A 23,409-nucleotide genomic window follows, 5' to 3' on the forward strand; every position below is an offset into this window, starting at 1 on the left:
GAGCACCCATGACCCACATCAAAACTGCCGAGGATCTGATGGATGAAACATCCCCCGGCATGGGCGACAACAGCAAGGCACCGCACTCCCCAGCTGCCCCTGAGCAGGCAACCGAAACCCCGATGGCCAAAGCCGACCGCCTCCGCCACCGGCCCGGGGCAGTCTTCTGGACATCCGTAGGACTTATCGGCGCGTTCACCGCCTGGGCATCATTGGCCCCCGAAAACCTGAGCGCCGTCATGACCGCAGCAATGAACTGGGTCGCTGAAAGCGTCGGCTGGAGCTACCTCGTCGTAACCCTGGGCTGCATCGGTCTGCTCATCTACATCGGCATCAGCAGGTTCGGAACCATCCGCCTCGGCGCCGACGACGCAAAACCCGACTTCAGCACCTGGTCCTGGCTTGCGATGATCCTCTCCGCGGTCATGGGCATCGGCCTCATCAGCTACGGCGTCGCCGAGCCCATCTCGCACTTCGCTTCCCCGCCCCACGGCCTCGCCGAGACCGGCACCATGGAAGCCGCCGTCCGGGCCATGCAGTTCTCCTACTTCGACTGGGGTCCGCACGCCTGGGCCGTGTTCGGGGTCTTCGGCCTCGCCATCGCCTACTCCACACACCGCCGCAACAACGCCGGGCTGGTCTCGCCGATGCTGCGGCCGGTCTTCGGCAAACTGGTGGACGGCTGGTTCGGCAAGATGATCGACATCTTCGCCATCATCGCCACCCTCTTCGGAACAACCACGTCCCTTGGGCTCGGCGCCTCACAGATCGGCGAGGGGGTGGACCGGGTGTTCGGCATTCCCTCCAGCCTTGTGGGCCAGATCCTGATCATCGCCGTCATCACGGTGATCTTCACGCTCTCCGCGCTCTCCGGCGTCCACCGCGGCATCAAGTACCTGAGCCAGGGCACCATGGTCCTCTCTGCCGGCCTGGCCCTCTTCGTCCTGTTCACCGGACCCACCAACTTCATCTCAAACCTGTTCTTCCGCTCCCTCGGTCAGTACTTCTCCGAATTCTTCGCGGTGAGCCTGCTGACGCCAAGCACGCCCGACGACGTCCAGTGGATGCAGTGGTGGACCTACTTCATGATGGCCTGGTGGCTGAGCTGGGGCGCCTTCGTGGGGGTCTTCCTCGCCAAGATCTCCAGGGGACGCACTGTGCGGCAGTTCATCGCGGGCGTCATGATCGTTCCGAGCGTCGTGTTCTTCGCCTGGTTCACCATCTTCGGCGGCTCGGCAATCAAGTTCGACATGGATAACGGCGGCCAGATCGGTGCCGCGGCGCTGGAGGACGTCAACTCGGCGTTCTTCGCCACCCTCGCTGAGCTCCCGCTATCCGGCATCACCTCCGTGGTGGCGATCTTCCTGGTGGTGATGTACTTCGTCTCCGGCGCCGACGCGAACACCTTCGTGCTCAGCATGATGTCCTCCCGCGGAACACTCAAGCCCACCAAGCCGGTTCTGACAACCTGGGGCCTGCTCACCGGCCTGTGCGCCGTGGTGCTCCTCATCGTCGGAGGCCTGGGGGCGCTCCAGCAGGCAGCCATGCTGTCGGCACTCCCGTTCACCGTGATCGTCGCCCTCCTCGGTTACGGCCTGGTGGTGGAACTCAGGAAAGACCCCCAGTTCGAGGGGACCCGCGCCCTGACCCAGCGGGACCTCAGCCGCATCCTCAAGCGTGAGGCTTAGCACGACTGACAAACCGGTGTCGGCGGGAGCACCTCTCCCGCCGACACCCCTTTAACTTCCAGATCCCCAGGAGCACCGCCTACAGCGCGTGGGCGCTGCCGCCATGCCCTCTGCGAGCGAAATTGTTTTCTTCAAAGGAGACCCAGGTGTCCACCTTCGGGCGGATCTGGACGAGAGCTGAGGTCATCTTGCATGCATTAGAGCCCCTGTTGTATGCATCAGACAGGTCACTTGGGTGATGTCACAAAGGCGAAAAACCAAGTATTTCGAGGAATTCGCGGACTTTCTCTATCCCGCTTGACCTTTGCTTGTGAGCTGGATTACCGTTCTTGGTATGCAACAGACCTTGGAACCGCTCATCACATCGGCGTGGCTGGCAGCCTGGGACAAGGGCGACCTTGATGCCCTTGACGGCTTGGTAGCGCCGGGTTACACCCGCACCAGCAAGGCGACGGGCGCTACCGTTGATCTTGCTGGCCTCAAGTCGGAGATCGCAGGCGTTCGGGAAGCCTTTCCCGACCTGCGCACCACGGTCGATGACGTCGTCGAAGGAGACGGCACGGTCGCCGTCTTCTGGACGTCCACCGGCTCCCACACCAATGAATACCTCGGGGTTCCCGCAACGGGACTGACCGTGCAGACCCGCGGTTCGAACATCCTCATCCTTGAAAACGGAAAGATCCTTACGGAGTCTGTGACCTGGGACGGCAGCGAATTGCTTGCCGGCCTCGGCATCAGGCCCCTGCGGGGCATCGCAACACCAGCCTCTGAGGGGGAGGACTTCCTGGAACTGGACCCGGACCTGATGAAGTCCTTCAACCGCCAGTTCATCACCGGCGTCACAGTCGTGACCACCAAGGAAGGCGACACCCCGAAGGGACTGGCAGCCAACTCGTACTGCTCGGTTTCCCTCGAGCCGCCCCTGGTGCTCGTCTGTGTCCAGAAGACCTCAAGCACCTACTCGGCTCTCTTCTCCTCCAGCCACCTTGGCATCAACATCCTTGGCACCGAACAGTTGGACACCGTCAAGGTTTTCGCCTCCAAGGCACCCAACAAGTTCGCCGAACTGAACTGGCACGAAGGCCCCAACGGAAGTCCCCTGCTGGACGGCTCGGCAGCTTCCCTGGAAGCAGAAATCCAGGAACGGTTCCAGGCGAAGACCCACACAGTCTTCATCTGCCGGGTCCGCCACGCTGAAACCAGCAACACAACACCTATGGTCTACAAGGCGGGACGGTTCTTCGACGGCGCTGAACTCGCCGAACTCTAAAAGGCCGGCGCGGCTGACCACCCTCCGACAGGCACCAGCCGCACCGACACTCCCTGCTCGCAAGCAGCGCACCAAAGGTGCGCTTCCCACATTAGGACACAAAGATGAGCCCTGACACCCTTCGCGCTGGCGAAGACAGCATCGCGGAAGACCGCGGATACCGCAACAGCCTCACCAAAATCGAGCCCTACGGCATCGAACACATCCCCGACGTTGAACGCCACGGAAAACCAGGCTCCCAGTTCTTCCTCTGGTTCGCCGCAGGAATGAACTTCCCCATCGTGGTCCTGGGCTTCAGCGCCACCTACTTTGGACTCCCCTTCTGGGCCGCGGCCCTGGCCATCATCCTCGCCGGAGTGACCTCGTCGGCGGTGATGGGGTACCTGTCCCAGATGGGAGTCCGCCTTGGAGTCCCGCAGCAGATGCAGGGCCGTGGCCCGCTTGGATTCATTGGCAACCTGTTCCCGGTGGCATACGTAAACGTCTTCGCCGGAATCGGATGGGCAGCCGTCACGGTCATCCTCGGCGGCCAAGCTATCGCCCTGCTCACTGACATCCCTTTCTGGCTTTCATCGCTGATCCTCATGGGCATCCAGCTGGCTGTGGCCGTCATTGGTTACAACCTGATCCACTTCCTGCAGCGGATTCTTTCCTTTGTCCTGGTCATCGGTTTCATCTTCATCACCATCGTCGCCGCGGCCAACGGACGCATTGAGAGCGACTTTAATCCGGCAGCGGAGGGCTTTGACGGGGTTGGTGGCTGGATCATCTTCTTTGGCTGGTTCTTCTCGTTCATCGTCGCGTGGATGCCCTTCGCCTCCGACTACTCCCGGTACCTCCCCAACACTCCGGGCAACCGCCGCGGTGCCGGCTGGGCAACCATGCTCGGCAACTTCATCACACTTGTCTGGATGGGTATTCTCGGCACCCTTTTGGGAACCACGACGACGGCATCGGACAGCATCGGTGCCCTGAAGGAACTCATGGGTCCCTGGGCCGCCGTCGGCCTCGGGGTGGTTGCATTGTCCTCCTTCACCCAGAACTTCCTCAACGTCTATGGGGGTGCGATCTCGATCCAAACGATGGGTGTGCCGGTCAAGCGCCATACAGCGGTCATCTTCATCTGCATCGCTTCCTACCTTGTGGCGCAATGGGGACAGACAGGGTTCAACGAAGGCTTCACTGCCTTCCTGAACCTGACCGCCTACTGGATCGCGCCCTATGTCGCCGTCCTGGTCTGTGACTACCTGTTCGGCGGCCGCCGTACTGAGCGCGGCCTGCGCGAACTCTTTGACAAGTCCCGGAAATTCGAATGGGGCTTCGTGGCCTGGGCCGCCGGCGTTGTGCTCTCGTCTCCGTTCTGGATGTCCTCCATCTACACCGGTCCCATCGCGGCAGCCTTCCCCGAGATCGGTGACGTCTCCTATTACGTCGGAGCGGCCGTCGCGGTCGCGGTCTACTTCGCCACCCACCGGCGCCAGCGACTCTCCGGCCACGAGATACTGGACCGCACCCCCGCCGGACAGACCCTGTGACCGGCGCCCCTCGGCCGGGTGCCGCCACGCTCGTCGTGATCGACATGCAACGAGTCTTCCAGGACGAGGGGCAATGGCAGGTTCCCCGCTACGCCGAGATCGTCCCCGTCATCGAACGTCTCCAGCAAGAACTCGAAGGCAGCACCGTGTTTACCCGCTTCGTCCGTGACGAGGCTGAGCACGGCGCGTGGACGGCTTACTATCAGCGCTGGGACGAGATGCGCTATCCAGCCGATTCCACTGCCTGGGACATCACGATGGATGTCCCAGGCAGGGCAACGGTGCTCGACGCCCCGACATTCTCCAAATGGGGACCACAGCTGGCGGCCCTTGTCCCGAGAGGGGCCGAAATGGTCCTGACCGGGGTAGCCACCGACTGCTGTGTCCTGTCCACCGCGCTTGGCGCCGTTGACGCCGGACGTTTCGTCACCATCATCTCCGATGCCTGCGCCGCCGTCAGCGATCAAGCCCAGCAACAGACGCTGGCGCTCCTGCAGCTCCTCGCACCGATGTGTGAAGTAATGACCAGCGAGCAGTTCCTCACCCGTACGGTGCGGAACGACTACTCCCGCCCGTGAACACCCGGAGCACCACATGAGCACCCTGACACTGCAAACGCCGGTCCGTGAAGACCCCAACCCCACGGCCGGTCTGCCCCGCGAGGTCGTCGCCACGGTCGTGCAGTGGCGCGGGCGGATCGCCCTTTTCAAGCGCAGCCAGTCCGTTGGACACGAACGCGGCCTCTGGCACTGCATCACCGGGTACCTCGAGCCGAACGTGTCCCCGGAACAGCAGGCCCTGACCGAGCTCGAGGAAGAAGCAGGACTCACGCGAGAGGACCTCGCCCATTTCCAGCCCGGAGAACAGCTCCTGATTCCCGACCATGAGGGGAACCCCTGGCTGGTGCACACCTTCACCGCGACAAGCACACGCCGCAGACTGACCATCAACGACGAACATGACGCTTTCCGGTGGACACTCCCCTCCAAGATCAGCCGGTTCTACAACCGGGTTCCCTGGCTGGACGCCGTCATCCAGGCAGCACCGCACACCCCGACGAGGACCCAACAGTGACAGTCATCGAAGCCACCGTCGAACACGGCGACCAGCGAGGCAGACTCCTGGGTTTCCCCACCGCCAACATCCCATTCGACAACGAGTCAATAGAGGACGGAGTCTGGGGAGCGATCGTGCGAATCGAACCGGACAGATGGGTTCCGGCAGCGGTATCCATCGGCCGCCGCCGGACGTTCTATGCCGAATCCGGCCAGCGCCTGCTCGAAGCCCATCTCCTCAACGTCGACGAGGACCTCTACGGACGCAGAATCCGTGTTGAACTCGCCACGAAGATCCGGCCACAGCGCACCTTCGACAGCGTGCAGGCACTCACTGAGCAACTGCACCAGGACGTCCAGAAAGTCCACGAATGGTCCCTCTCCCACTTCCCACCAGCCCCGTCCCAGACCCGCCGCGAACACAGCGCGGCGAGTCCTGAGGCACTGGGCCACGCATCCTAAGGAGCCGTAATGGCTGATACCACGACTTCAACCATCGACCGCGAAACATCCCTGCTCGCATCCGTACCCACCGGCCTGCTCATCAACGGGCAGTGGCGCGACGCATCCGACGGCGGCACGTTTGACGTGCACGATCCCGCGACCGGGGAGGTGCTCGCCACCCTCGCCTCCGCCACCAGCGATGACGCGATTGCGGCGTTGGATGCAGCCGACGCCGCCCAGGCGTCGTGGGCGCGGACCGCGCCGCGGGTGCGGGCGGAGATCCTCCGGCGCGCCTTCGACCTGGTCACCGAGCGTGCCGGGGACTTTGCGCTGCTGATGACCCTGGAGATGGGCAAGCCCCTGGCCGAGGCCCGCGGCGAGGTCACCTACGGCGCCGATTTCCTGCGCTGGTTCAGCGAGGAAACGGTCCGCGACTACGGCCGCTACCTCACCACCCCGGAGGGCAAGAACAAGATCCTCGTCCAGCACAAACCCGTCGGCCCCTGCCTGCTCATCACCCCTTGGAACTTCCCCCTGGCGATGGCCACCCGCAAAGTCGCACCCGCCGTGGCTGCCGGGTGCACCATGGTCCTCAAGCCCGCCAAACTCACCCCGCTCACGGCCCAGTACTTCGCGCAGACCATGCTCGACGCCGGCCTCCCGCCCGGGGTCCTGAACGTCGTCTCCTCCTCATCAGCATCCGGGATCTCCGGGCCGCTGCTGAAGGACTCCCGCCTCCGGAAGGTCTCCTTCACCGGCTCCACCCCGGTCGGCAAGCGCCTCATGGCAGACGCCGCGCAGAACGTGCTGCGGACTTCGATGGAGCTCGGCGGGAACGCCCCCTTCATCGTCTTCGAAGACGCCGACCTGGACGCCGCCGTCGAAGGGGCGATGGCTGCCAAGATGCGGAACATGGGCGAAGCCTGCACCGCAGCGAACCGGTTCCTCGTGCACGAATCCGTCGCCCAGGAATTCACCCGCAAGTTCGCCGCCGCGATGAGCGCCCTCACAACCGGGCGCGGCACCGACCCCGCCACCCAGGTGGGTCCGCTGATCGACGCCGGAGCCCGCGACGACGTCCACGCCCTGGTCGCTGCCGCCGTCGACGCCGGAGCAGTAGCCGTCACCGGCGGGGCACCCGTGGACGGACCCGGCTACTTCTACCAGCCCACCGTCCTCGCCGATGTGCCCAACGGTGCGGCTATTCTGGGCCAGGAAATCTTCGGCCCCGTCGCCCCCGTCACCACCTTCACCACCGAAGAGGACGCCATCCGGCTGGCCAACGCCTCCGAGTACGGCCTCGCCTCCTACCTCTACAGCCGCGACTTCAACAAGCTCCTGCGCGTCGCCGAGCAGATCGAGTTCGGCATGGTCGGCTTCAACGCCGGCGTCATCTCCAACGCCGCAGCACCCTTCGGCGGCGTCAAACAATCCGGCCTCGGCCGCGAAGGCGGCACCGAAGGCATCGCCGAATACACCACCACCCAATACATCGGCATCGCCAACCCCTACGCCGGCTAACTGTCCCCTTCCTGCCTCGGAAGGATGTACCACACCACCAGGACCTCCCATCCTCGCAACTGGGAGGTCCTGGTTCCAATGGACACTCGCGACGCCAGGCGTAGACGGCCTACGACGTCACAGAGCTCTGTAAAAGTAGGAGAGTCCAGGCCAATTGAGCTGGCTCATATACAGCAGTCGACCCGGAAGCGGCGCCTGTTGAATGTGAACTCATCTCGTTTTATGCCGCATCAATCCAGGATGGCCAATGAACACTGACAGTGAAGTCGTACATGCTGCTGATGCCCTCACTGCATGGATAAGCGGCGTTTCCGCCGAGACCAAGGAACTTGCGAGGAACGTTACCTCGCTCCTGGAGGAGAAAAATCCCGTCGGCAAGTCCAGGATCAGTAAGACTGCACTGGCAGGACTGGACGAAGTCGCGCGGGAGTTCCTGGCGAAGAAACCCTATGCTGTCGGCGCTTGGATATTTCTCTCCGCAGCATCCGTTGAAGAGGGCGGCCGATCTTTCGAATGGTGGGTCCGCACCAACTCCGGCGGCATGGAGAGAGTTGATGCTGATCGGACCCCCGGCAGTACCCGGTATTACGACTACGAGAAGCTGCCGTTCTTCTCGACTGCCGCTTCCACACGTGAGCAGGCTCTATCCGGCCCGTATGTGGACTTTCTCGGCTTCGAGGAGTACATCCTCTCATTCACGGCCCCGTTTTCCGTCCATGGAAGCTTTATGGGGGTAGCGGGCTGTGACATTCGGATTAAGGATCTGGAGCCCCTCATCATGCCAAATCTGCTTGCCGTCCCAAGCGACGCCGCCCTCATAAACGCCAGCAACCGCGTCGTTCTTGGCAACTCAGGCAGATACTTGGTTGGCGAGCGGATCAAGCCCGAAGCTCCAGGCCAGCATCGGATAGCTTTGGATGTTCCACACTTGGGTCTATCTCTGATCTACGGCGAGTAGCCTCAGCTTCCAGCGGAAGCCGCCCGTCTCAGCCCAGCGGAGCCGGGCCCAGCTCATCCAGCAGTTTCTGCATGGCCACGTAGGCCTTGTTGCGGTAGGCGATCAGCTCGGGGATCCGATCGGCCGGGACGTTGAGGAACCCGGCGCCGGTCTTGGTGCCGAGCTTCCCGGCCTCCACCAGATCGGACAGAATCGCAGGTGTGGCGAACCGCTCCGGGAAATCCTTCTGCAGCGACTGGTAGCAGAAGTTGTAGACGTCCAGCCCGGCCATGTCGGCGATGGCGAACGGACCGAAGAACGGCAGCCGGAAACCGAAGGTGGTGCGGACCAGGGTGTCCACGTCGTCCGCCGTCGCGATGCCCTGCTCCACCAGCTGCGCCGCCTCGTGGAACAGCGCGTACTGGAGGCGGTTCAGCACAAAACCGGTGACGTCCTTGACCACGGCGGTCTGCTTGCCGGCGGCGTGGACCAGATCGCGGACCGCCCCCACGGTGGAGGCAGACGTGCCAGCGTGCGGAATGATCTCGACTCCCGGAATGAACGGGGACGGGTTCGAGAAGTGCACGCCCAGGAACCGCTCCGGATTGCTAACCGCTCGGGACAACTCAGCTATGGAGATGGTGGAAGTGTTGGAGCCGATGATGGCATCCGCCCGGGCAGCGGCACTGATCCGCGAAAGCGTCTGGTGCTTGATCTCCATAACCTCGGGGACGGCTTCCTCAATGAAGTCGGCGTCGGCCACGGCCTCCTCGATGTCCTTTGCGGCCCAGAGATTCTGCTTCAGGATTTCGGTGGAGCCTGCCGGGAACAGCCCGTCGGCCACGAACTGGTCAGACTCCACCAGGAGGCGGTCGTAATTGCTTTGGGCCACCTCTGCGGACACGTCGGAGAGGGCCACACGCGCCCCTCCCAGCGCCAGGACCTGTGCGATCCCGCCGCCCATGTAGCCCGAGCCGACGATGGCGATTTTCCGGGCGCCCGCAGATGCTGGGATGGTTGCTGTTTCGGTCATGATCAGACTGCCTTCGTGGATTCGGGCTCGTAGGAGCAGATGGCCTCTACCTTCGCGGCGGAGGCTGAATTTTCGTCGAAGCGGTAGCCGAGCCATTCGCCCACCAGCTTCTTGGCCAGTTCCAGGCCGATGACGCGCTGGCCAATGGTGAGGACCTGGGCGTTGTTACTGAGCACGGACCGTTCAACGGAGTAACCGTCGTGGGCGGTGACGGCGCGGATCCCCGGCACCTTATTCGCCGCGATGGCCACGCCCAGCCCGGTACCGCAAATCAGCAGCGCACGGTCCGCCTCGCCCTGCGCCACTTTGCGCGCGGCGTCGACGGCGACATGCGGGTAGGCGGTCGTGTCACCGGCACCGACCCCCACATCCACGACGGACGCAACACGGCTGTCGGCTGAAAGCAGCGCCTTCAGCGCCTCCTTGTATTCGACGCCGGCCTCATCGTTGCCGATAACGATGCGCCAGCCTGCAGCGCCCCCCGCACTCATTCCTGGGCTCCATTTCCGGCCACGGAAGCGGCCATCCGGGAATCGGGCAGGGGCTGCGAAAAGTCGAGGTAATCAGAAATCCGTGTCGCGATCAGGGCAAAGGAAACCGCGCCGGGGTCCGGGTGCCCCAGGCTCTTCTCGGCCAGCGGCCGGGCCCTTCCCTTCAGCGGGCGCAGGGATGCGGTGGCGTCGGCTGCCTGCCGGGCGGCGGTGACCGCGGAGGCCAGCGCACCGGTCACTGGTGCCCCGTCGTCGAGCGCGGCCCGGAAGGCGTCCCGGAAGGGAAGCAGCGCGTCCACCATGGTCTTATCGCCCGGTTCCGCCTTGCCCAAGGTTGTGACGGCGTCCGCGAATGCTGCCACGGCGGCCGCCGCGTCCTCGCCGCGGTACGAGTCCTTGGTGCCGAGAGTCCTGCCGGCAGCCGCCACCGCGGATCCCCACAGCGCCCCGGACGTTCCTCCCGCGCGTTCGCTCCATGCTTCCCCTGCCGCCGTGAGGACACGCTGCACGGAAGCTCCGGCTGCCGCGGCGTCCCGCGCGGCAGTTGCCGCCGCTACCGCGCCCCGCCGCATGCCGATTCCATGGTCGCCGTCGCCGGCAATGGCGTCCAGCCTGCCCAGTTCCTCAACATGTTCGACGACGGCGTCCCGCGCCTGGGCCAGCACGGCGGCTGCCAGCCGGCCCAGCCCGGCCGCTGCCGCCGTCGTCTCTTCAAGGTCGGCGGCCACGGCCTCTTCCGGTGCGGCCATCACTCGGCGTGCCCGCGCTGCCATGCTGCCCTTGCGGAACCCCGGAGTGTCAGCGGGGGCGGCCCAATAGTGCTCCAGTTCCCCGTCAAGCCACAGCAGGGTCAGGGACAGGCCGGACATGTCCAAACTGGTGACCAGTTCACCGCATTCGGGCTCCACGACGGTCAGGCCAGCGGCGGTAAGCAGCTTCTCAATCTTGCCGAACAGTACAAACAGTTCCTCGTACTTCACCCGGCCCAGACCGTTGAGGATGGCCACCACGCGGTTCCCGGCGTCATCGGGTTTGTCTGAAAGCAGCCGGGAGACGAGATGTTCGGCCAGCTCGGAGGCCGTGGGCATTGGATGCTCGGAGATCCCCGGTTCGCCGTGGATGCCCAGGCCCAGAGCCATCTTGCCCGCAGGTACGTGGAAGAGCGGTTCCGCAGCGCCCGGCAGCGTACAGCCGTCGAAGGCCACGCCGAGGGAGCGGGTGCGATAGTTGGCGCGGACAGCAAGCCGTTCGACGGCGTCAAGGTCCAGTCCCGCTTCGGCCGCGGCACCTGCGACCTTGAAGACCGTCAGGTCACCGGCAATGCCGCGGCGCTTGTCGAGCTGCTCCAGGGGAGCGCTGGCGATGTCGTCCGTGACCAGCACCGTGCGGGTCTCGATGCCCTCGGCGTTCAGCCGCTGCTGAGCCTCGCCGAAATGGATCACGTCACCGGCGTAATTGCCGTAGCTGAACAGCACTCCACCGCCGGCGTCCGCCGCCTTGGCTACGCGGTAGGCCTGCCCGGCAGAGGGCGACGTGAAGATGTTGCCGCATACGGCACCCGTAGCCAGGCCGGGGCCTACCAGACCGGCGAAGGCGGGGTAGTGGCCGGAACCGCCGCCCGCCACCACGGCCACCTGGCCGGCAGGAACATCGGTGGAGCGGACCACGCCGCCGTCCACGCGGGCCACGTAGCCCCGGTTGGCGGCGACAAAACCGTCCAGCGCCTCCTGCTCAAAGTCGGCAGGGTTGTCGAAGATCAGGGTCATGGTTTCCTCGTTGAATCCTTGGTATGAAGCCGTGAAGACCTGCACCGGTTACACGCGGGCGGGTTCCGCCGCCGGCTGTTGCCGGCCCTGGACCACCTGGCTCTTACCGAGCACATAGCCGTCCTTCTTTGGAAGGACATGGCGCCGCAGGTAGTCCTGGTTGCTGGCCGCCACGCTCAGGCCATCCCCGCCGTAATGCTCGGTGCAGAGGATGCCCTGGAACCCCACGGACAAGGCCAGCTTGAAGGCCTCGCGGTAATTGATCAGGCCGCTTTCCATGGGAGCCGGCATGGTGACGTACATGTCCCGCGCCACGTCCTCGTCCCGGAAGTAGTTCTTCATGTGCCAGTAGTTGGAGTAGGGAAGGGTCTTGGCCACCAGCTCCCGCCAGTCCTCCACCGGCCGGTGAAGGCGGATCAGGTTGCCGAGATCCGGGTTCAGGCCCACGTTCGGGAGGCCAATGTCCTGGACAAGGCGCACCGATGAATCCGCCGTACCCAGGTACGTATCCTCGTACATCTCAAGCGAGAGCAGGACTCCCACCTCGGCCGCGTGCCGGCCCAGTTCCCGGAGGCGGACCACGGCGCTGGTCCAGGTTTCCTTGTCTCCCACCGGGTCCTTGTGGCCGTCCACCGTCCAGAACCACAGCTGTTTCTGCTGCTCCGGCCTGATGGCCTGGTGGAGTCCGACGGAGACAACCTCGCAGCCCAGCTCGGCCGCCGCGTCAATGGTGCGGTGGCTGTACGCCAGGTTGGCTTCCCAGTTGGCTTCGTCAATGACGCTGCGGCGGATGGCGGAGATGGCCGGGATGCCGATGCCGCCGTTCTCCGCCGCCTGCCTGAACTCCGCGAGGCGGTCCCGGCTGAGGTCACCGGGACGGACCCAGCTGTCCGTCAGGTCTGCGTTGGCGAACCCGGCGTCCTTGACCTCGGTGAACGCTTCCGCCCAGGCCGAGGGATCGGCGTCGTTGATGTGCATTCCCTGGGCGTCCGTGCCCGGGAACGGCAGCATGGCCGCGGCGATGGGCCAGGTGTCGGCTGTATAGGCCATGCCCTAGGAAGCTTCCTGGGGCTGGAGCGCATCCACATCGTCGGCCAGCACAGTCAGTTCCACGCTCTGCGGCCGTCCAACCGTGCTGGTAATGCGGACTGTCGAGCCGGTGTGGGCTGATTCGAGGACCGACTCCATCACTTCCAGGACGTGGTAGGCCAGGGTTCCGCCGGCCCGGGGCTCGGTGCCCTGCGGCGTGGAGACCAGGTCGGCGATGCCGAAACCGCGTCCGGCGTCAACGTATCCGGCGGAGACGGGAAGGGTTTCCCAGGCGTCAGCGCCGAGGGCGAACAGCTGGACGTCGCCGTCAAAGTGGTTCGGATCCGGCACCACCAGGGATCCGCGCTCGCCGTGGATCTCGATGTTCGGCGACTTGGACTTCACGGCATCGAAGCTCATCACAAGGGTGGAGAGTGCGCCGGACGCGTGGACCAGGACGCCGGTCACGTGGGAATCGATATTAACGGGGACCTTTTCGCCCTGGCGCGGCCCGGAGCCGATGGTCCGCTCATCGCGGGTGTGGCTTGCGGCGCCGATGACCGAGACGACGGGGCCCAGCAGGGTGACCAGGGCGGTCACGTAGTAGGGCCCCATGTCCAGGAGGGGTCCGCCGCCGGGCTGATAGTAGAAGTCCGGGTTGGGGTGCCAGCGCTCGTGGCCCGGGGTAACCATTGTGGCGCTCGCGGAGATGGGTGCGCCGATGAGGCCGTCATCGATCGCCTTGCGGGCGGTCTGGATGCCGGTGCCAAGTACCGTGTCAGGAGCGCAGCCGACGACGACGCCCGCCTCGCGCGCTGCGTCCAGCACCTTGCGTGCCTGGCCGGTTGTGGCGGCGAGGGGTTTCTCGCCGTACACGCTTTTGCCTGCGCCGATGGCCTTCAGTGCCACCTCGGCGTGCGCCGCCGGGATGGTCAGGTTCAGGACGAGTTCGACGTCGTCCGCCGCGAGGAGCGACTCAACGGAAACGGCCCGGACGCCCTCGTACTGCTCCGCGACGGCCTGGGCGCGTGCGGGGTCGAGGTCCGCCACCGCCACCAGCTGGATGTCCCCGAGTCTCCGGAAACTGGCCAGATACTGCGCGATGATGGCTCCGCAGCCAATGATTCCTACTTTCAACGGCTTGCCCACAGCAGGCCCCTTTCGATGATGGTGCGGACGTTCTGGTCCTGGAGGATTTCGACACGGTGGCCTGGAGTTGCGACGAAGATGCGGCCCTTGCCCCACTGGCGCGTCCAGATGGCCGGTGAGATGACTTCGCGGTTCCACGGGTCCCACTCCCGGACCTTCTGGGTGGTGGTGGCCAGGACGTCGATGTAGTCATCCGAGAGAACCCAGTACTGCTCGGTGACCAGGTCGAAGTCCGGGATGCCCTTGGTGATGGGGTGTTCCGCGGCCGCCGGCAGCATGTTCACCGTGTAGGGCACATAGTTGTCGGACTGCTCCCCAACGCACTCGTCCGGATGCTTGCCGGGGTGGCAGGCGAACTGGCCGCCGATCAGGTGCAGGTAGTCCGAGGTGTTCCGGTAGGAATCGGCGATCCCGCCGTGCCAGCCCGCCAGGCCGGTGCCGTTTTCCACGGCGGTCCGCAGCCCGGCGAACTCGTCCTTTTCGATGGTGCTCATGGTCATGCACTGCATGATCAGGTCCACGCCTGCCATGTAGCCTGCATCGGCGTAGACCTTGGGCGATTCCTCCACGCGGACGTCGTAGCCGTTGTCCTTGAGGTAGGGAATGAAGAGCTCGGTGGCCTCGTAGGGCTGATGGCCGTCCCAGCCGCCGCGGACCACCAGGGCATTCTTGCGATCTGTCATTGAGGAGTTCCTTTGTTTATCCACCGGCACGTTGAGGGCCGGCAGGAGGTTCGGGTCAGCGGCTGGCGAACGCGGCGTCGAAGGCCGCTGCGGGCGGGGCAATCCGGGCGAGTTCCTGGACCATGGCCAGCGCCTGCGGTGCACCGATGAGCCTGTCCATTCCGGCGTCCTCCCATTCGATGCTGGTGGGGCCGTCGTAGCCGATGGCGTTCAAGGTCCTGAAGATCCGGTTCCACTGGACGTCGCCGTGGCCGGCCGTGACAAAGTCCCAGCCGCGCCGCGGGTCCGCCCACGCCAGGTGGGAGCCCAGGCGGCCGTTGCGGCCATCAAGCTGCCGGACCGATTCCTTCACATGGACGTGCAGGATGTGTTCGGCGAAGTCCTGCAGGAACATCACCGGGTCCAGGTCCTGCCAGATGAAGTGGGACGGATCGAAGTTCAGTCCGAAGCTCCTGCGGTGCCCGATGGCTTCCAGGGTGCGCTTGGCGGTCCAGTAGTCGTAGGCGATTTCGGAGGGGTGGACCTCCAGTGCGAAGCGGACACCCTCCTCCTCGAAGACGTCCAGGATGGGGTTCCAGCGGTCGGCGAAGTCCTGGTAGCCGGCGTCGATCATTGCCTCGGAGGCGGGCGGGAACATGGCGACGGCCTTCCAGATGGAGGAACCGGTAAAACCTGTAACGGTCCTGACGCCGAGGCGCGCGGCTGCGCGGGCAGTGTCCTTCATCGACTCGGCAGCGCGGCGGCGCACTCCTTCAGGATCGCCGTCGCCCCAGATCCCAGCGGACAGGATGCCCTGGTGGCGTTCGTCGATGGGGTCGTCGCACACGGCCTGGCCGGTGAGGTGGTTGGCAATGGCGAAGACTTTCAGGTGGTTCTTCTCCAGGATGTCCAGCCGGCCCTGGAGGTAGTTGTCGTCCTCGGCGGCGCGGCGCGGGTCCAGATGGTCGCCCCAGCAGGCGATCTCGAGCCCGTCGAAGCCCCACTCGCCGGCGAGCCGGGCCACCTCCTCAAAGGGCAGGTCGGCCCACTGGCCGGTAAAAAGCGTGATGGGTCGTGTCATGGCCGTTCCTTGTCCTGTCGTCATATGCCTAAACCTTTTGCCATTGGCTGGAGTTGGCGGCGCTGGCTTCCACGGCCGCGAGCACCCGCTGGACCTGCAGGGCGTCGGCAAACGATGGTTCGGGCTGGCGGCGCTCGCCGATCGCCGTCACCAGGTCCACCACCTGGTGGGTGAAGCCGTGTTCGTAGCCCAGGCCGTGGCCTGTGGGCCACCAGTTGCCGACGTACGGGTGCTCGGGCTCCGTGACGAAGATCCTGCGGAAGCCGGCGTCCGGGGATTCGGCCGCGTCGTAGAAGGACAGGACGTTCATGTCCTCGAAGTCGAAGGCCAGGGAACCTTTGGTGCCGTTGACTTCCAGGCGCATGGCGTTCTTCCGGCCCAGCGCGTAACGCGTGGCTTCGAAGACGCCGATCGTGCCCGTGGCGCCAGCGCCGCCGTCGAACTTTGCACTGAAAATCGCTGCGTCATCCACGGCGACCGCTCCCCGGGGCGCGTCGCTGCCGGCGTCCCCGTGGCCGCCGAGGCCCACCAGGTCACCGGCCAGCGGCCGCTCGGTGACAAACGTTGCGAGCAGTGCAGACACACCGCTGATGGTGTGGCCAGTGACCCACTGGGCCGCATCGATGCTGTGTGCTCCAATGTCGCCCAGGGAGCCGGACCCGGACTTGCTCTTGTCCAGCCGCCACGTCATGGGGGCGTTGGCATCGGAGAGCCAGTCCTGCAGATACTGTGCCCGGACGTGCCGGATGTCGCCCAGCCGGCCTTGTTCCACGAACCGCTTGGCGAGGGCCAGGGCGGGCGTACGGCGGTAGCTGAAGCCGCACATTGACATGATGCCCTGCTTGGCGGCCGTCTCCGCCGCAAGGGTCATCCGCTCGGCCTCCTCCACTGAGTTCGCCAGCGGCTTTTCACACAGCACATGCTTGCCGGCTTCAAGGGCGGCGATGGCAATTTCGGCGTGGGTGTTGCCCGGCGTGCAGATGTCGATGAGGTCGATGTCGTCCCGCTCGATCAGGCGGCGCCAATCCGTTTCAACGGATTCCCAGCCCAGCTTGTCCGCGGCGGCGCGGACGCCCTCGGCGTTCCGGCCGGCAACCGCGGTGAGCTCCGGCTGCAGCGGCAGGTCGAAGAACCGTGGGGCCGTTCGCCAGGCGTGGGAGTGTGCTGCACCCATAAAGGCGTAGCCCACCATGCCGACCCGCAGGGGTTTTGCGGTGGTCATGTGCGTTTCCTTTCGTGAAGAACGTGGTCCTACTTGCTGAAGCCGGCGGTGAGGCCGCTGAGCAGCTGGCGGCGGCCCACAACGTAGAGCACGAGGATGGGCAGCGTGCTGAGCACCACCGAAGCCAGAACAGCCGGAATGTTGACGCTGTACTCGCCCTGGAACGTCCACAGCCCGAGGGGCAGGACGCGCAGCTCCGGGCTCTGGGTCAGGACCAGCGGAAGCAGGAATCCGTTCCAGACGTGCAGGCCGTTGTAGATTGCGACGGTCACGATGGCGGGACGGGTCAGCGGGAGGGCCAGCCGCCACATGATCTGCCACTCGCTGCAGCCGTCCAGGCGCATCGACTCGAACAACTCGTTCGGCACGTCGCGGATGAAGTTGGACAAAATCAGCACCGTCAGCGGGATGGCAAAGGCCACGGACGGCAGCATCAGCGCCAGCAGGCTGTCGTACAGGTTGAGGCGGATGATCATCAGGTAGATCGGGATGATCGTGGCCTGGAGCGGGATGGCCAGTCCCATAAGGAACAGGCCGTTGACCAGTTTGAGGAACCTGCCGCTGCCCCTGACGATGGCGAACGAGGCCATAAATGAAACCAGCACCGCCGGAACCACCGAACCGATCGTAACGATGGAGCTGTTCATGAAGTACGTGGCGAAGTCGGCTTCCAGGACCAGCTGGTAGTTTTCCAGGGTTGGTGATGCGGGAAGTGCCAGCGGATTCTGCCCGAAGTAGCCTTCCTGCGTCTTCAGACTGGTGATGACCACGTAGTACACCGGGATGATGATGATGGCGAGCCAGATCCAGCCGCCGAGGCCGGCCGGGACGTTGAACTGCCTCAGCCGGGAACCGAACCCCCGCTTCGCGGCGGCGATATTGGCGGGGGAGCCGACCCGGGCCTCCTCCATGCTGTTACTCAGGACGGTACTCACGCTACAGGCCTTCCAATTGGCTGCCCTGCTTGTCCTTGCCCCCAAGGCGCTGGAGGAACAAGGCAAGTGCAAGGCCGATGAGGACGAGAATGACGGCGATGACGCTTGCCGGGCCCATCAGATTGGCCCGGAAGCCCCGCAGGTACATGTCCAGCGCCAGGATCCGGGTGGAGTTACCGGGGCCGCCGCCGGTAAGGACGAAGATCAGGTCGAAGTACGTCAGCGACCCCACCACCATCAGGGTGGACGAGGTGATGATGGTGTACTTCAGCTGGGGGAGCGTGATGTGGAAGAACTGCTTGATGGTTCCGGCCCCGTCGATCTCGGCCGCTTCGTAGAGTGATTTGGGGATCTGCCGCACGCCGCCCTGGTAGATGAGCGTATGGAACGGCACGAACTGCCAGGCGATCACAAAGATGGCCAGGCCCAGGGCCAGATGCGGGACACCCAGCCAGTCCTGGGCAAGGAAGGGCAGTCCCAGGCCGGTTGCCAGGCCGAAGTTCGGATCCAGCAGGGCCTTGAAGGCGATGGCCACTGCAGCCGACGAGAGCAGCAGGGGCAGGAAGTACAGCACTGCCAGGGCGGCCCGGTAGCGCTGGCTTCCTGCAGTGAAGACACCCAGCAGGAGGCTGATCGGGGTCTGGACGAGCCAGGAGGCGATCATGATCAGGAAGGTCAGCCCCAGGGCGTTGTACAGCCCGGGGTCGGCAAGTACCGAGAACCAGTTGCCCAGGCCCGCCGCCCCGATGGCGCCGATGCCGTCCCAGCTGGTGAAGCTCAGAATGAAGACGCCGGCCAGCGGCACGACGGCGAAGACCAGGAAGAAGAACAACGCAGGCAGCGTCAGCCACGCGAGGGCGGCGCGGCGCTTCCCGGTCTGCTCCGACTCGGTCCTGGCCGCGGCAGTGGTGGGAGCGGTGGAGACGGCGTTACTCATTTTCCGAGGGTGGCATTCATGTTCTCGGCGAACTGCTGCGGCGTGATCGACTTCAGGAACAGCTGGTCGATGTTGTTCAGCAGGGCCTCGGCGGCAGTGGGGCTCAGGGCCTGGTCCCAGGACTGCTGGAAGCTGGGAGCGTTCTTGGCCATGTCGTACACGAAGTTCAGGAAGTCCTTGTCCGGAGAGGTGTTGAGCTTGTCCTCGATGCCGTTGACGATGGGAACGGATCCGGAGTTGATGTAGGTGTCGATGACCGTCTCGGTCAGGATGCCGTCCTTGAAGAACTTCTTCGCCGACTCCTTTTCCTCCTCTGTCGCCTTCGAGGAGATCGACATGTACTGGGCAGGGTTCCCGACGCCGTTCTTGGGGTCGCCCTTGCCGCCGGCAACAGTGGGGAACTGGACGAAGCCCAGCTTTCCGTCCTGGACGAAATTCTGGCCGCCCTTCTTCATGGCGCCGTAGGTCCACGACCCATGCAGCATCATGGCAGCCTTGCCCGTGAAGAGCAGTGCCTGGTCCGCGTTGGAGTCTGCAGTGATCGATGAGAAGCCCTTGATGAAGCCTTCCGCAGTCACGAGTTCCTGGATTTTGGTGCCCGTTTCGATTACGGCGGGGTCCAGCCAGGCGTTGGGCTTGCCTTCGAAGATCGCGGTGAAGACGCCGGGGCCGCCGATGCGGTCCAGCAGGTATTCCAGCCACATCATGGAGGTCCAGCGCGACTGTCCGCCCAGTGAGAAGGGTGCCACACCCATGCCATTGAAGGTCTTGACCAGCGACATGATGTCATCCCAGGTCTTTGGCGGCTGCACGCCGGCCTTTTCGAACAGTTCCTTGTTGTAGAACAGGACGATCGGGGCCACGTACTGGTTGGGAAGCGCGTAGATCTTGCCGTTGACGGTGGCTGCACCGAAGGACGCGGGGAAGAACTTCTCTTTCAGGTCCTTGTTCTCGTCAAACCAGCCGGTCAGGTCGTCCACCTGGTTGGCCTCGGCGTACGTCTTCAGGGTGCCGCCACCCCAGCCGTAGATGATGGTGGGGGCCTGGCCGGCGCCGATGGCGGTCTTGATCTTGGTCTTGTAGGCGTCGTTCTGGAAGTAGGTTACTTCGATCTTGTTGTCGGGGTTCGCCGAATTGAAGGCGTCCACGGCCTTCTGCATGGTGGTTTGGTTCGGCTCGCCGGACAGGTACCACATGCTGGCGCCCCCGCCGGCGCTGGAGGCGCCCGGTCCGGAAGTGCCGCAGGCAGTGGTCGCTGCGACAGCGAAGGGAGTGAGGGCGGCAAGGGCGAGGAAAGAGCGGCGGGACGTCTGGGGCTGCTTCATTGCTTCTCCATCTGGGGTTTGCTTCTTTGCAAGGTGCGGGTCTCTGCCTGACCAGTTCGAAACATTTCGAAAGGGTGATTTAGGTCACGCTCTAAACTAAAGTGGCTGTCTGCTGGAGGTCAAGAGGTCGGGGTCGAAATTTTTGGCACAAGGACACGGCTTCCCTTGACCGTTGCGTTGCTGCTTCTGCAGAATGAAGCTCACGAAAATTTCGAAAGGTTGCGAAGCGTGAGATCGATGAAGATTACAGAGCAGGCCAAGCCGACGCTTGCCATGGTCGCGCTGCAGGCCGGCGTCTCGGCGCCAACCGTTTCGAAGGTGGTGAACGGCCGCGACGACGTGGCGCCGGAGACCCGTGCCCGCGTCCTGGCGGCTCTCGAGCAGGCAGGGTACCAGTCCCCGGTGCAGCGCCGCTCGTCCGGGGAGGCCAGCACTGTTGTCGAGGTGGTCATCGACGTCCTGGACTCCGCCTACATGATCGAGGTCCTCAACGGAATCCTGCAGTTTGCCGCCGCTGCCGACGTCGAGATCATGGTCAGCGTCACCGGCCCGTCACCCTCGAACCTGCGCAGCCCTGAGCGCCGCGCGCAGCGCATGCTGGACGAAGGCCGGGCGGGAATGATCGTGGTGACGTCCGCTTTCAGCGAGGCCCAACTGCAGGCGTTCCGCCGACGCAAGATTCCCGTCGTTGTCATTGACCCGCTCAACCCGCCCTCAGCGGATGTGGTGAGCGTCGGGGCAACCAACTGGGCCGGCGGCAAGGCCGCGACGGAACATCTGCTTGACCTGGGGCACCGGCGGATCGCCTACATCGGCGGGATAGAAAAGGCCGAATGCAACCAGGCCCGGCTGCACGGCTATCTGGCCGCCCTGATGGCCCGGGGCGTCACGGTGGATCCCCAGTACATCGTGCCCGGTGGCAGGTTCCGCCGCGAGAGTGGCGTTGCCGGACTCCAGGCACTGCTCCAGCTGGACCAGCGGCCCACGGCCATCTTCGCCGGAAGCGATGCCATCGCACTGGGTGTCCTCAGTGAAGCGGGCCGACGAGGGGTCAGGGTTCCCGAGGACATCAGCCTCATCGGTTTCGACGGGACAAGGCAGGGTGAGGAATCGGTGCCGTCACTCAGCTCCGTGGCCCAGCCGCTGGAGGAGATGGGCCGGGCGGCACTTCGGTCACTGCTGCGCCAGGCGCGCGGGGAAGTCCTGGACTCCCACCGCGTCGAACTTGCCACGCACCTGATTGTCCGGGACTCCACCGCTCCTCCCGCGGGCGCTGCAAAGGGATGAGTTTCCGCCGATGCTGCTTCTTTCGCTGAGGGGCTTCAACTTTGGAAGAAGGTAGCGGGGGTTTCTCCGGAGAGGTGGGTGACGATTTCTTTGGCGAGGTCCTGCAGCCTTTTATCGCTGGCCTTCGACGCGTTTGTCAGGATGGTCATGGCCTCGTTCTGGCTGCAACGGTTCTGGGCCATGAGTATCCCGCAAGCGATGCTCACGGGTGTCTGGCCTTCCAGGGCTGACCTCAGCTCTCCTACGGTGTTTTGGGCGTCGTTGATTTTCAGCACGAGGCGGATAGCTTGTGAGGCTGCGCCTGCGAAGGCAGCGGTTTCTTTGATCGTCTGGTCATCGAAGACCCGGCCGGAGGCAAAGAAATTGAGTGCGGCAGTGGAGTCTCTGCCGATGTCTAGGGGCATGCCGAGAACGCTTCGGCAGTTCTGGGAAGCGAGTTCCTGCTGATAGGACGGCCAGCGAGGGTCACTCTCGACATCTTCCAGGAGCACCGGGGCAAGGGTTCGCAGGGCTTCTACGCAGGGTCCCTGGCCCAGGCGCTGCTCAATTTGGTCCAGACGGACAGCGCGCGGGCTGCTGCCGGCGACGGTAACGCGGCGGCTTCCCTCCTGGAATGTGATGCCGCAGTCAATGGTGCTCCGGGTCCGTCCAGTCAACGTGGCGGCGGCGACACCCGACAGGCCACAGAAAAAGGCCTCAACGCTTTCAGCACTGATCAGGAGGTTCTGAAGCTCCATCATGGGCGGCCGTTGTTCAGGGGTCATGGGCATGCCTTAACGTAAACGGGAGCTGTGTCATGGACAATCCCCGGCGCCGTCCCGGGTACGACCTCATCACCGCAACGTCCGTGCGTCAATGTCGTTCTGGGCGATGGCTGCGAGGGACCGAAGTACCAGCTCGTCAGATGCAGTGAACGTCCTGGGTTTCTGGTCGATGACGCACAAAGTCCCAATGTTCCACCCACGCGGACCGTGCAGGGGATAGCCGGCATAGAAACGGATGTAAGGGTCCCCGACGACGAGTGGATTCGAAGCGAATTGCTCATCAGTCAGCGTGTCGTTTATGACCAGCATTGAGTCCCGCTTAACTGTCTCTGTGCACAGTGCGATTTGACGTGGGGTTTCCTCCCGGAGAGGGCCGACAGCGGACTTGAAGAACTGGGCGTCCTTCGCGATCAGTGACAGTGAGGCAGCACCTACGCCGAAGTACTCTCGGGCAGCATTTACTACCCGATCAAAAGTTTCCTCCGCACCTGTGTGGAGGAGGTCAGTTTCCCGCAACGATGCCAACCGTTCCTCCTCTGCCCGTTCAGGGGTAAGAAGGAACCTGCCCGCCGCTCCCAACGCAGCCAAGAGATCTTCATCAGACCTTTTCACCACGCCATCCGGTTGACCGGATCCGCGCGGAATGGACTGTGGGGGAGGCCGCCTTGCCGTGACCTCCTTCCCCTTCGGGTCAGTGCCGTGGCCGTGTTCAAAGTCGGGAAGGGCAAGGACGCCATGAAGGTAGGCGCGCAACTCGAACTCAGAACACGGGGCTTGGCCGAAATAGGAGGGCCAAAGAACCTGCGGTTGCAAACCGTCGACGACCAGTGCTGCAAGTTCCAGCCGCCGCTTCGCCGCTTCATCCATCCCTTCCACCTCCAATCTGGCAGTGCTTCTGGCTACCCCAGCGTTTCGTAGTGCAAGAAGCCATAGTGATAAGTGTACTTATTACCTTAAGGAAGCAGGGCGCCGCTCGGTGACGTCTTGGGTGAGGGCCAGTATGCCTTCGGCGGACGCCGTGGCGCCGCCGTGCCGGATGAGATGACGTTGCAGCTTGTTGGTTTCACCCGGCACCGGCGTCCTTTCAGTTCGAACAGTCAGACCGCTTCACGTCCATGCCACGAAAGCGGGGGCGGCCGGACGCCTTGGCGAGTGTCGCTCCCAGTACGACGCATGCCATCCCACCAACAAGTAGAAAGGCTACTTACTATTTAATAGTAATCATGCTTACTATTACGTCAGTGCTGATGCATCGACAGCAGCTGACGTGACGGAAAG

The 23,409-nt window shown here is 64.2% G+C and carries 22 protein-coding genes; 9 read left to right on the forward strand and 13 right to left on the reverse strand.

What is annotated here, in order from left to right; genetic code table 11:
• Window positions 1-8 precede the first annotated feature (8 nt).
• The 8 genes from DXK94_RS10585 (at window position 9) to DXK94_RS10620 (ending at window position 8,471) form a co-directional block, all read left to right on the forward strand.
• Complete coding sequence (locus DXK94_RS10585; protein ID WP_115524946.1) at window positions 9-1,688, forward strand: BCCT family transporter; 1,680 nt, start codon at window positions 9-11, stop codon at window positions 1,686-1,688.
• A 334-nt stretch (window positions 1,689-2,022) separates the two neighbouring features.
• A complete protein-coding gene (locus DXK94_RS10590; protein WP_115524947.1) occupies window positions 2,023-2,958 on the forward strand; it encodes a flavin reductase in 936 nt (311 codons plus the stop codon).
• A gap of 104 nt (window positions 2,959-3,062) precedes the next feature.
• On the forward strand, window positions 3,063-4,493 hold the full coding sequence (locus tag DXK94_RS10595) for a cytosine permease (protein ID WP_115524948.1): 1,431 nt from the start codon (window positions 3,063-3,065) through the stop codon (window positions 4,491-4,493).
• The gene (locus DXK94_RS10600; RefSeq protein WP_220272972.1) at window positions 4,490-5,071 is read left to right on the forward strand and encodes a cysteine hydrolase family protein; all 582 of its coding nucleotides are present in this window, start codon (window positions 4,490-4,492) and stop codon (window positions 5,069-5,071) included. The genes DXK94_RS10595 and DXK94_RS10600 overlap by 4 nt, the downstream gene beginning before the upstream one ends.
• A 16-nt stretch (window positions 5,072-5,087) precedes the next feature.
• Window positions 5,088-5,567 carry an NUDIX domain-containing protein gene (locus DXK94_RS10605; RefSeq protein WP_115524949.1) on the forward strand — a complete coding sequence of 160 codons (480 nt, stop codon included), beginning with the start codon at window positions 5,088-5,090 and terminating at the stop codon, window positions 5,565-5,567.
• Window positions 5,564-6,010 carry a riboflavin kinase gene (locus tag DXK94_RS10610; protein ID WP_181884801.1) on the forward strand — a complete coding sequence of 149 codons (447 nt, stop codon included), beginning with the start codon at window positions 5,564-5,566 and terminating at the stop codon, window positions 6,008-6,010. Before DXK94_RS10605 ends, DXK94_RS10610 begins: the two co-directional genes overlap by 4 nt.
• 9 nt (window positions 6,011-6,019) lie before the next feature.
• Window positions 6,020-7,513, forward strand: a complete 1,494-nt coding sequence (locus tag DXK94_RS10615) for an NAD-dependent succinate-semialdehyde dehydrogenase (protein ID WP_115524951.1) — start codon at window positions 6,020-6,022, stop codon at window positions 7,511-7,513.
• A 247-nt stretch (window positions 7,514-7,760) separates the two neighbouring features.
• Window positions 7,761-8,471 (forward strand): cache domain-containing protein, encoded by a 711-nt coding sequence (locus DXK94_RS10620; RefSeq protein ID WP_115524952.1) that lies wholly within the window; start codon window positions 7,761-7,763, stop codon window positions 8,469-8,471.
• A gap of 28 nt (window positions 8,472-8,499) precedes the next feature.
• On the opposite strand, the gene DXK94_RS10625 is transcribed toward DXK94_RS10620, so the two are convergent.
• From DXK94_RS10625 to DXK94_RS10675, 11 genes are read right to left on the reverse strand one after another with little or no spacing between them, the layout of a single operon-like run.
• A complete protein-coding gene (locus DXK94_RS10625; RefSeq protein ID WP_115524953.1) occupies window positions 8,500-9,483 on the reverse strand; it encodes a 3-hydroxyacyl-CoA dehydrogenase family protein in 984 nt (327 codons plus the stop codon).
• 2 nt (window positions 9,484-9,485) lie between these two features.
• Entirely contained in the window at window positions 9,486-9,974 is a 489-nt protein-coding gene (locus DXK94_RS10630) for a ribose-5-phosphate isomerase (protein ID WP_115524954.1), read from the reverse strand.
• Entirely contained in the window at window positions 9,971-11,740 is a 1,770-nt protein-coding gene (locus DXK94_RS10635; RefSeq protein WP_115524990.1) for a dihydroxyacetone kinase family protein, read from the reverse strand. Before DXK94_RS10635 ends, DXK94_RS10630 begins: the two co-directional genes overlap by 4 nt.
• Window positions 11,741-11,788: 48 nt before the next feature.
• Entirely contained in the window at window positions 11,789-12,790 is a 1,002-nt protein-coding gene (locus tag DXK94_RS10640) for a sugar phosphate isomerase/epimerase (RefSeq protein ID WP_115524955.1), read from the reverse strand.
• A 3-nt stretch (window positions 12,791-12,793) separates the two neighbouring features.
• Window positions 12,794-13,918: a Gfo/Idh/MocA family protein gene (locus tag DXK94_RS10645; RefSeq protein ID WP_115524956.1), complete on the reverse strand. Its 1,125-nt coding sequence runs from the start codon at window positions 13,916-13,918 to the stop codon at window positions 12,794-12,796.
• Entirely contained in the window at window positions 13,903-14,601 is a 699-nt protein-coding gene (locus DXK94_RS10650) for a ThuA domain-containing protein (RefSeq protein WP_115524957.1), read from the reverse strand. The genes DXK94_RS10645 and DXK94_RS10650 overlap by 16 nt, the downstream gene beginning before the upstream one ends.
• Window positions 14,602-14,656: 55 nt before the next feature.
• Window positions 14,657-15,661, reverse strand: a complete 1,005-nt coding sequence (locus tag DXK94_RS10655) for a sugar phosphate isomerase/epimerase (RefSeq protein ID WP_115524958.1) — start codon at window positions 15,659-15,661, stop codon at window positions 14,657-14,659.
• A 28-nt stretch (window positions 15,662-15,689) separates the two neighbouring features.
• Window positions 15,690-16,883 (reverse strand): Gfo/Idh/MocA family protein, encoded by a 1,194-nt coding sequence (locus tag DXK94_RS10660; RefSeq protein ID WP_115524959.1) that lies wholly within the window; start codon window positions 16,881-16,883, stop codon window positions 15,690-15,692.
• 29 nt (window positions 16,884-16,912) lie between these two features.
• Window positions 16,913-17,818: a carbohydrate ABC transporter permease gene (locus tag DXK94_RS10665; protein ID WP_115524960.1), complete on the reverse strand. Its 906-nt coding sequence runs from the start codon at window positions 17,816-17,818 to the stop codon at window positions 16,913-16,915.
• Between the two features lies 1 nt (window position 17,819).
• Window positions 17,820-18,755, reverse strand: coding sequence for a carbohydrate ABC transporter permease (locus DXK94_RS10670; RefSeq protein ID WP_115524961.1), 936 nt, complete (start codon window positions 18,753-18,755; stop codon window positions 17,820-17,822).
• Complete coding sequence (locus DXK94_RS10675; protein ID WP_079598202.1) at window positions 18,752-20,080, reverse strand: extracellular solute-binding protein; 1,329 nt, start codon at window positions 20,078-20,080, stop codon at window positions 18,752-18,754. Before DXK94_RS10675 ends, DXK94_RS10670 begins: the two co-directional genes overlap by 4 nt.
• A gap of 237 nt (window positions 20,081-20,317) precedes the next feature.
• Here DXK94_RS10675 and DXK94_RS10680 point away from each other — a divergent pair, with 237 nt between their 5' ends.
• The gene (locus DXK94_RS10680; protein ID WP_115524962.1) at window positions 20,318-21,367 is read left to right on the forward strand and encodes a LacI family DNA-binding transcriptional regulator; all 1,050 of its coding nucleotides are present in this window, start codon (window positions 20,318-20,320) and stop codon (window positions 21,365-21,367) included.
• A 35-nt stretch (window positions 21,368-21,402) separates the two neighbouring features.
• On the opposite strand, the gene DXK94_RS10685 is transcribed toward DXK94_RS10680, so the two are convergent.
• Complete coding sequence (locus tag DXK94_RS10685; RefSeq protein ID WP_258868517.1) at window positions 21,403-22,131, reverse strand: GAF and ANTAR domain-containing protein; 729 nt, start codon at window positions 22,129-22,131, stop codon at window positions 21,403-21,405.
• A 69-nt stretch (window positions 22,132-22,200) separates the two neighbouring features.
• A complete protein-coding gene (locus tag DXK94_RS10690) occupies window positions 22,201-22,998 on the reverse strand; it encodes a GAF domain-containing protein (RefSeq protein ID WP_079598199.1) in 798 nt (265 codons plus the stop codon).
• Window positions 22,999-23,409 lie beyond the last annotated feature (411 nt).

Origin of the sequence: Arthrobacter sp. RT-1 (assembly GCF_003367205.1) — a bacterium.
In the GTDB taxonomy this organism is placed as follows: domain Bacteria; phylum Actinomycetota; class Actinomycetes; order Actinomycetales; family Micrococcaceae; genus Arthrobacter.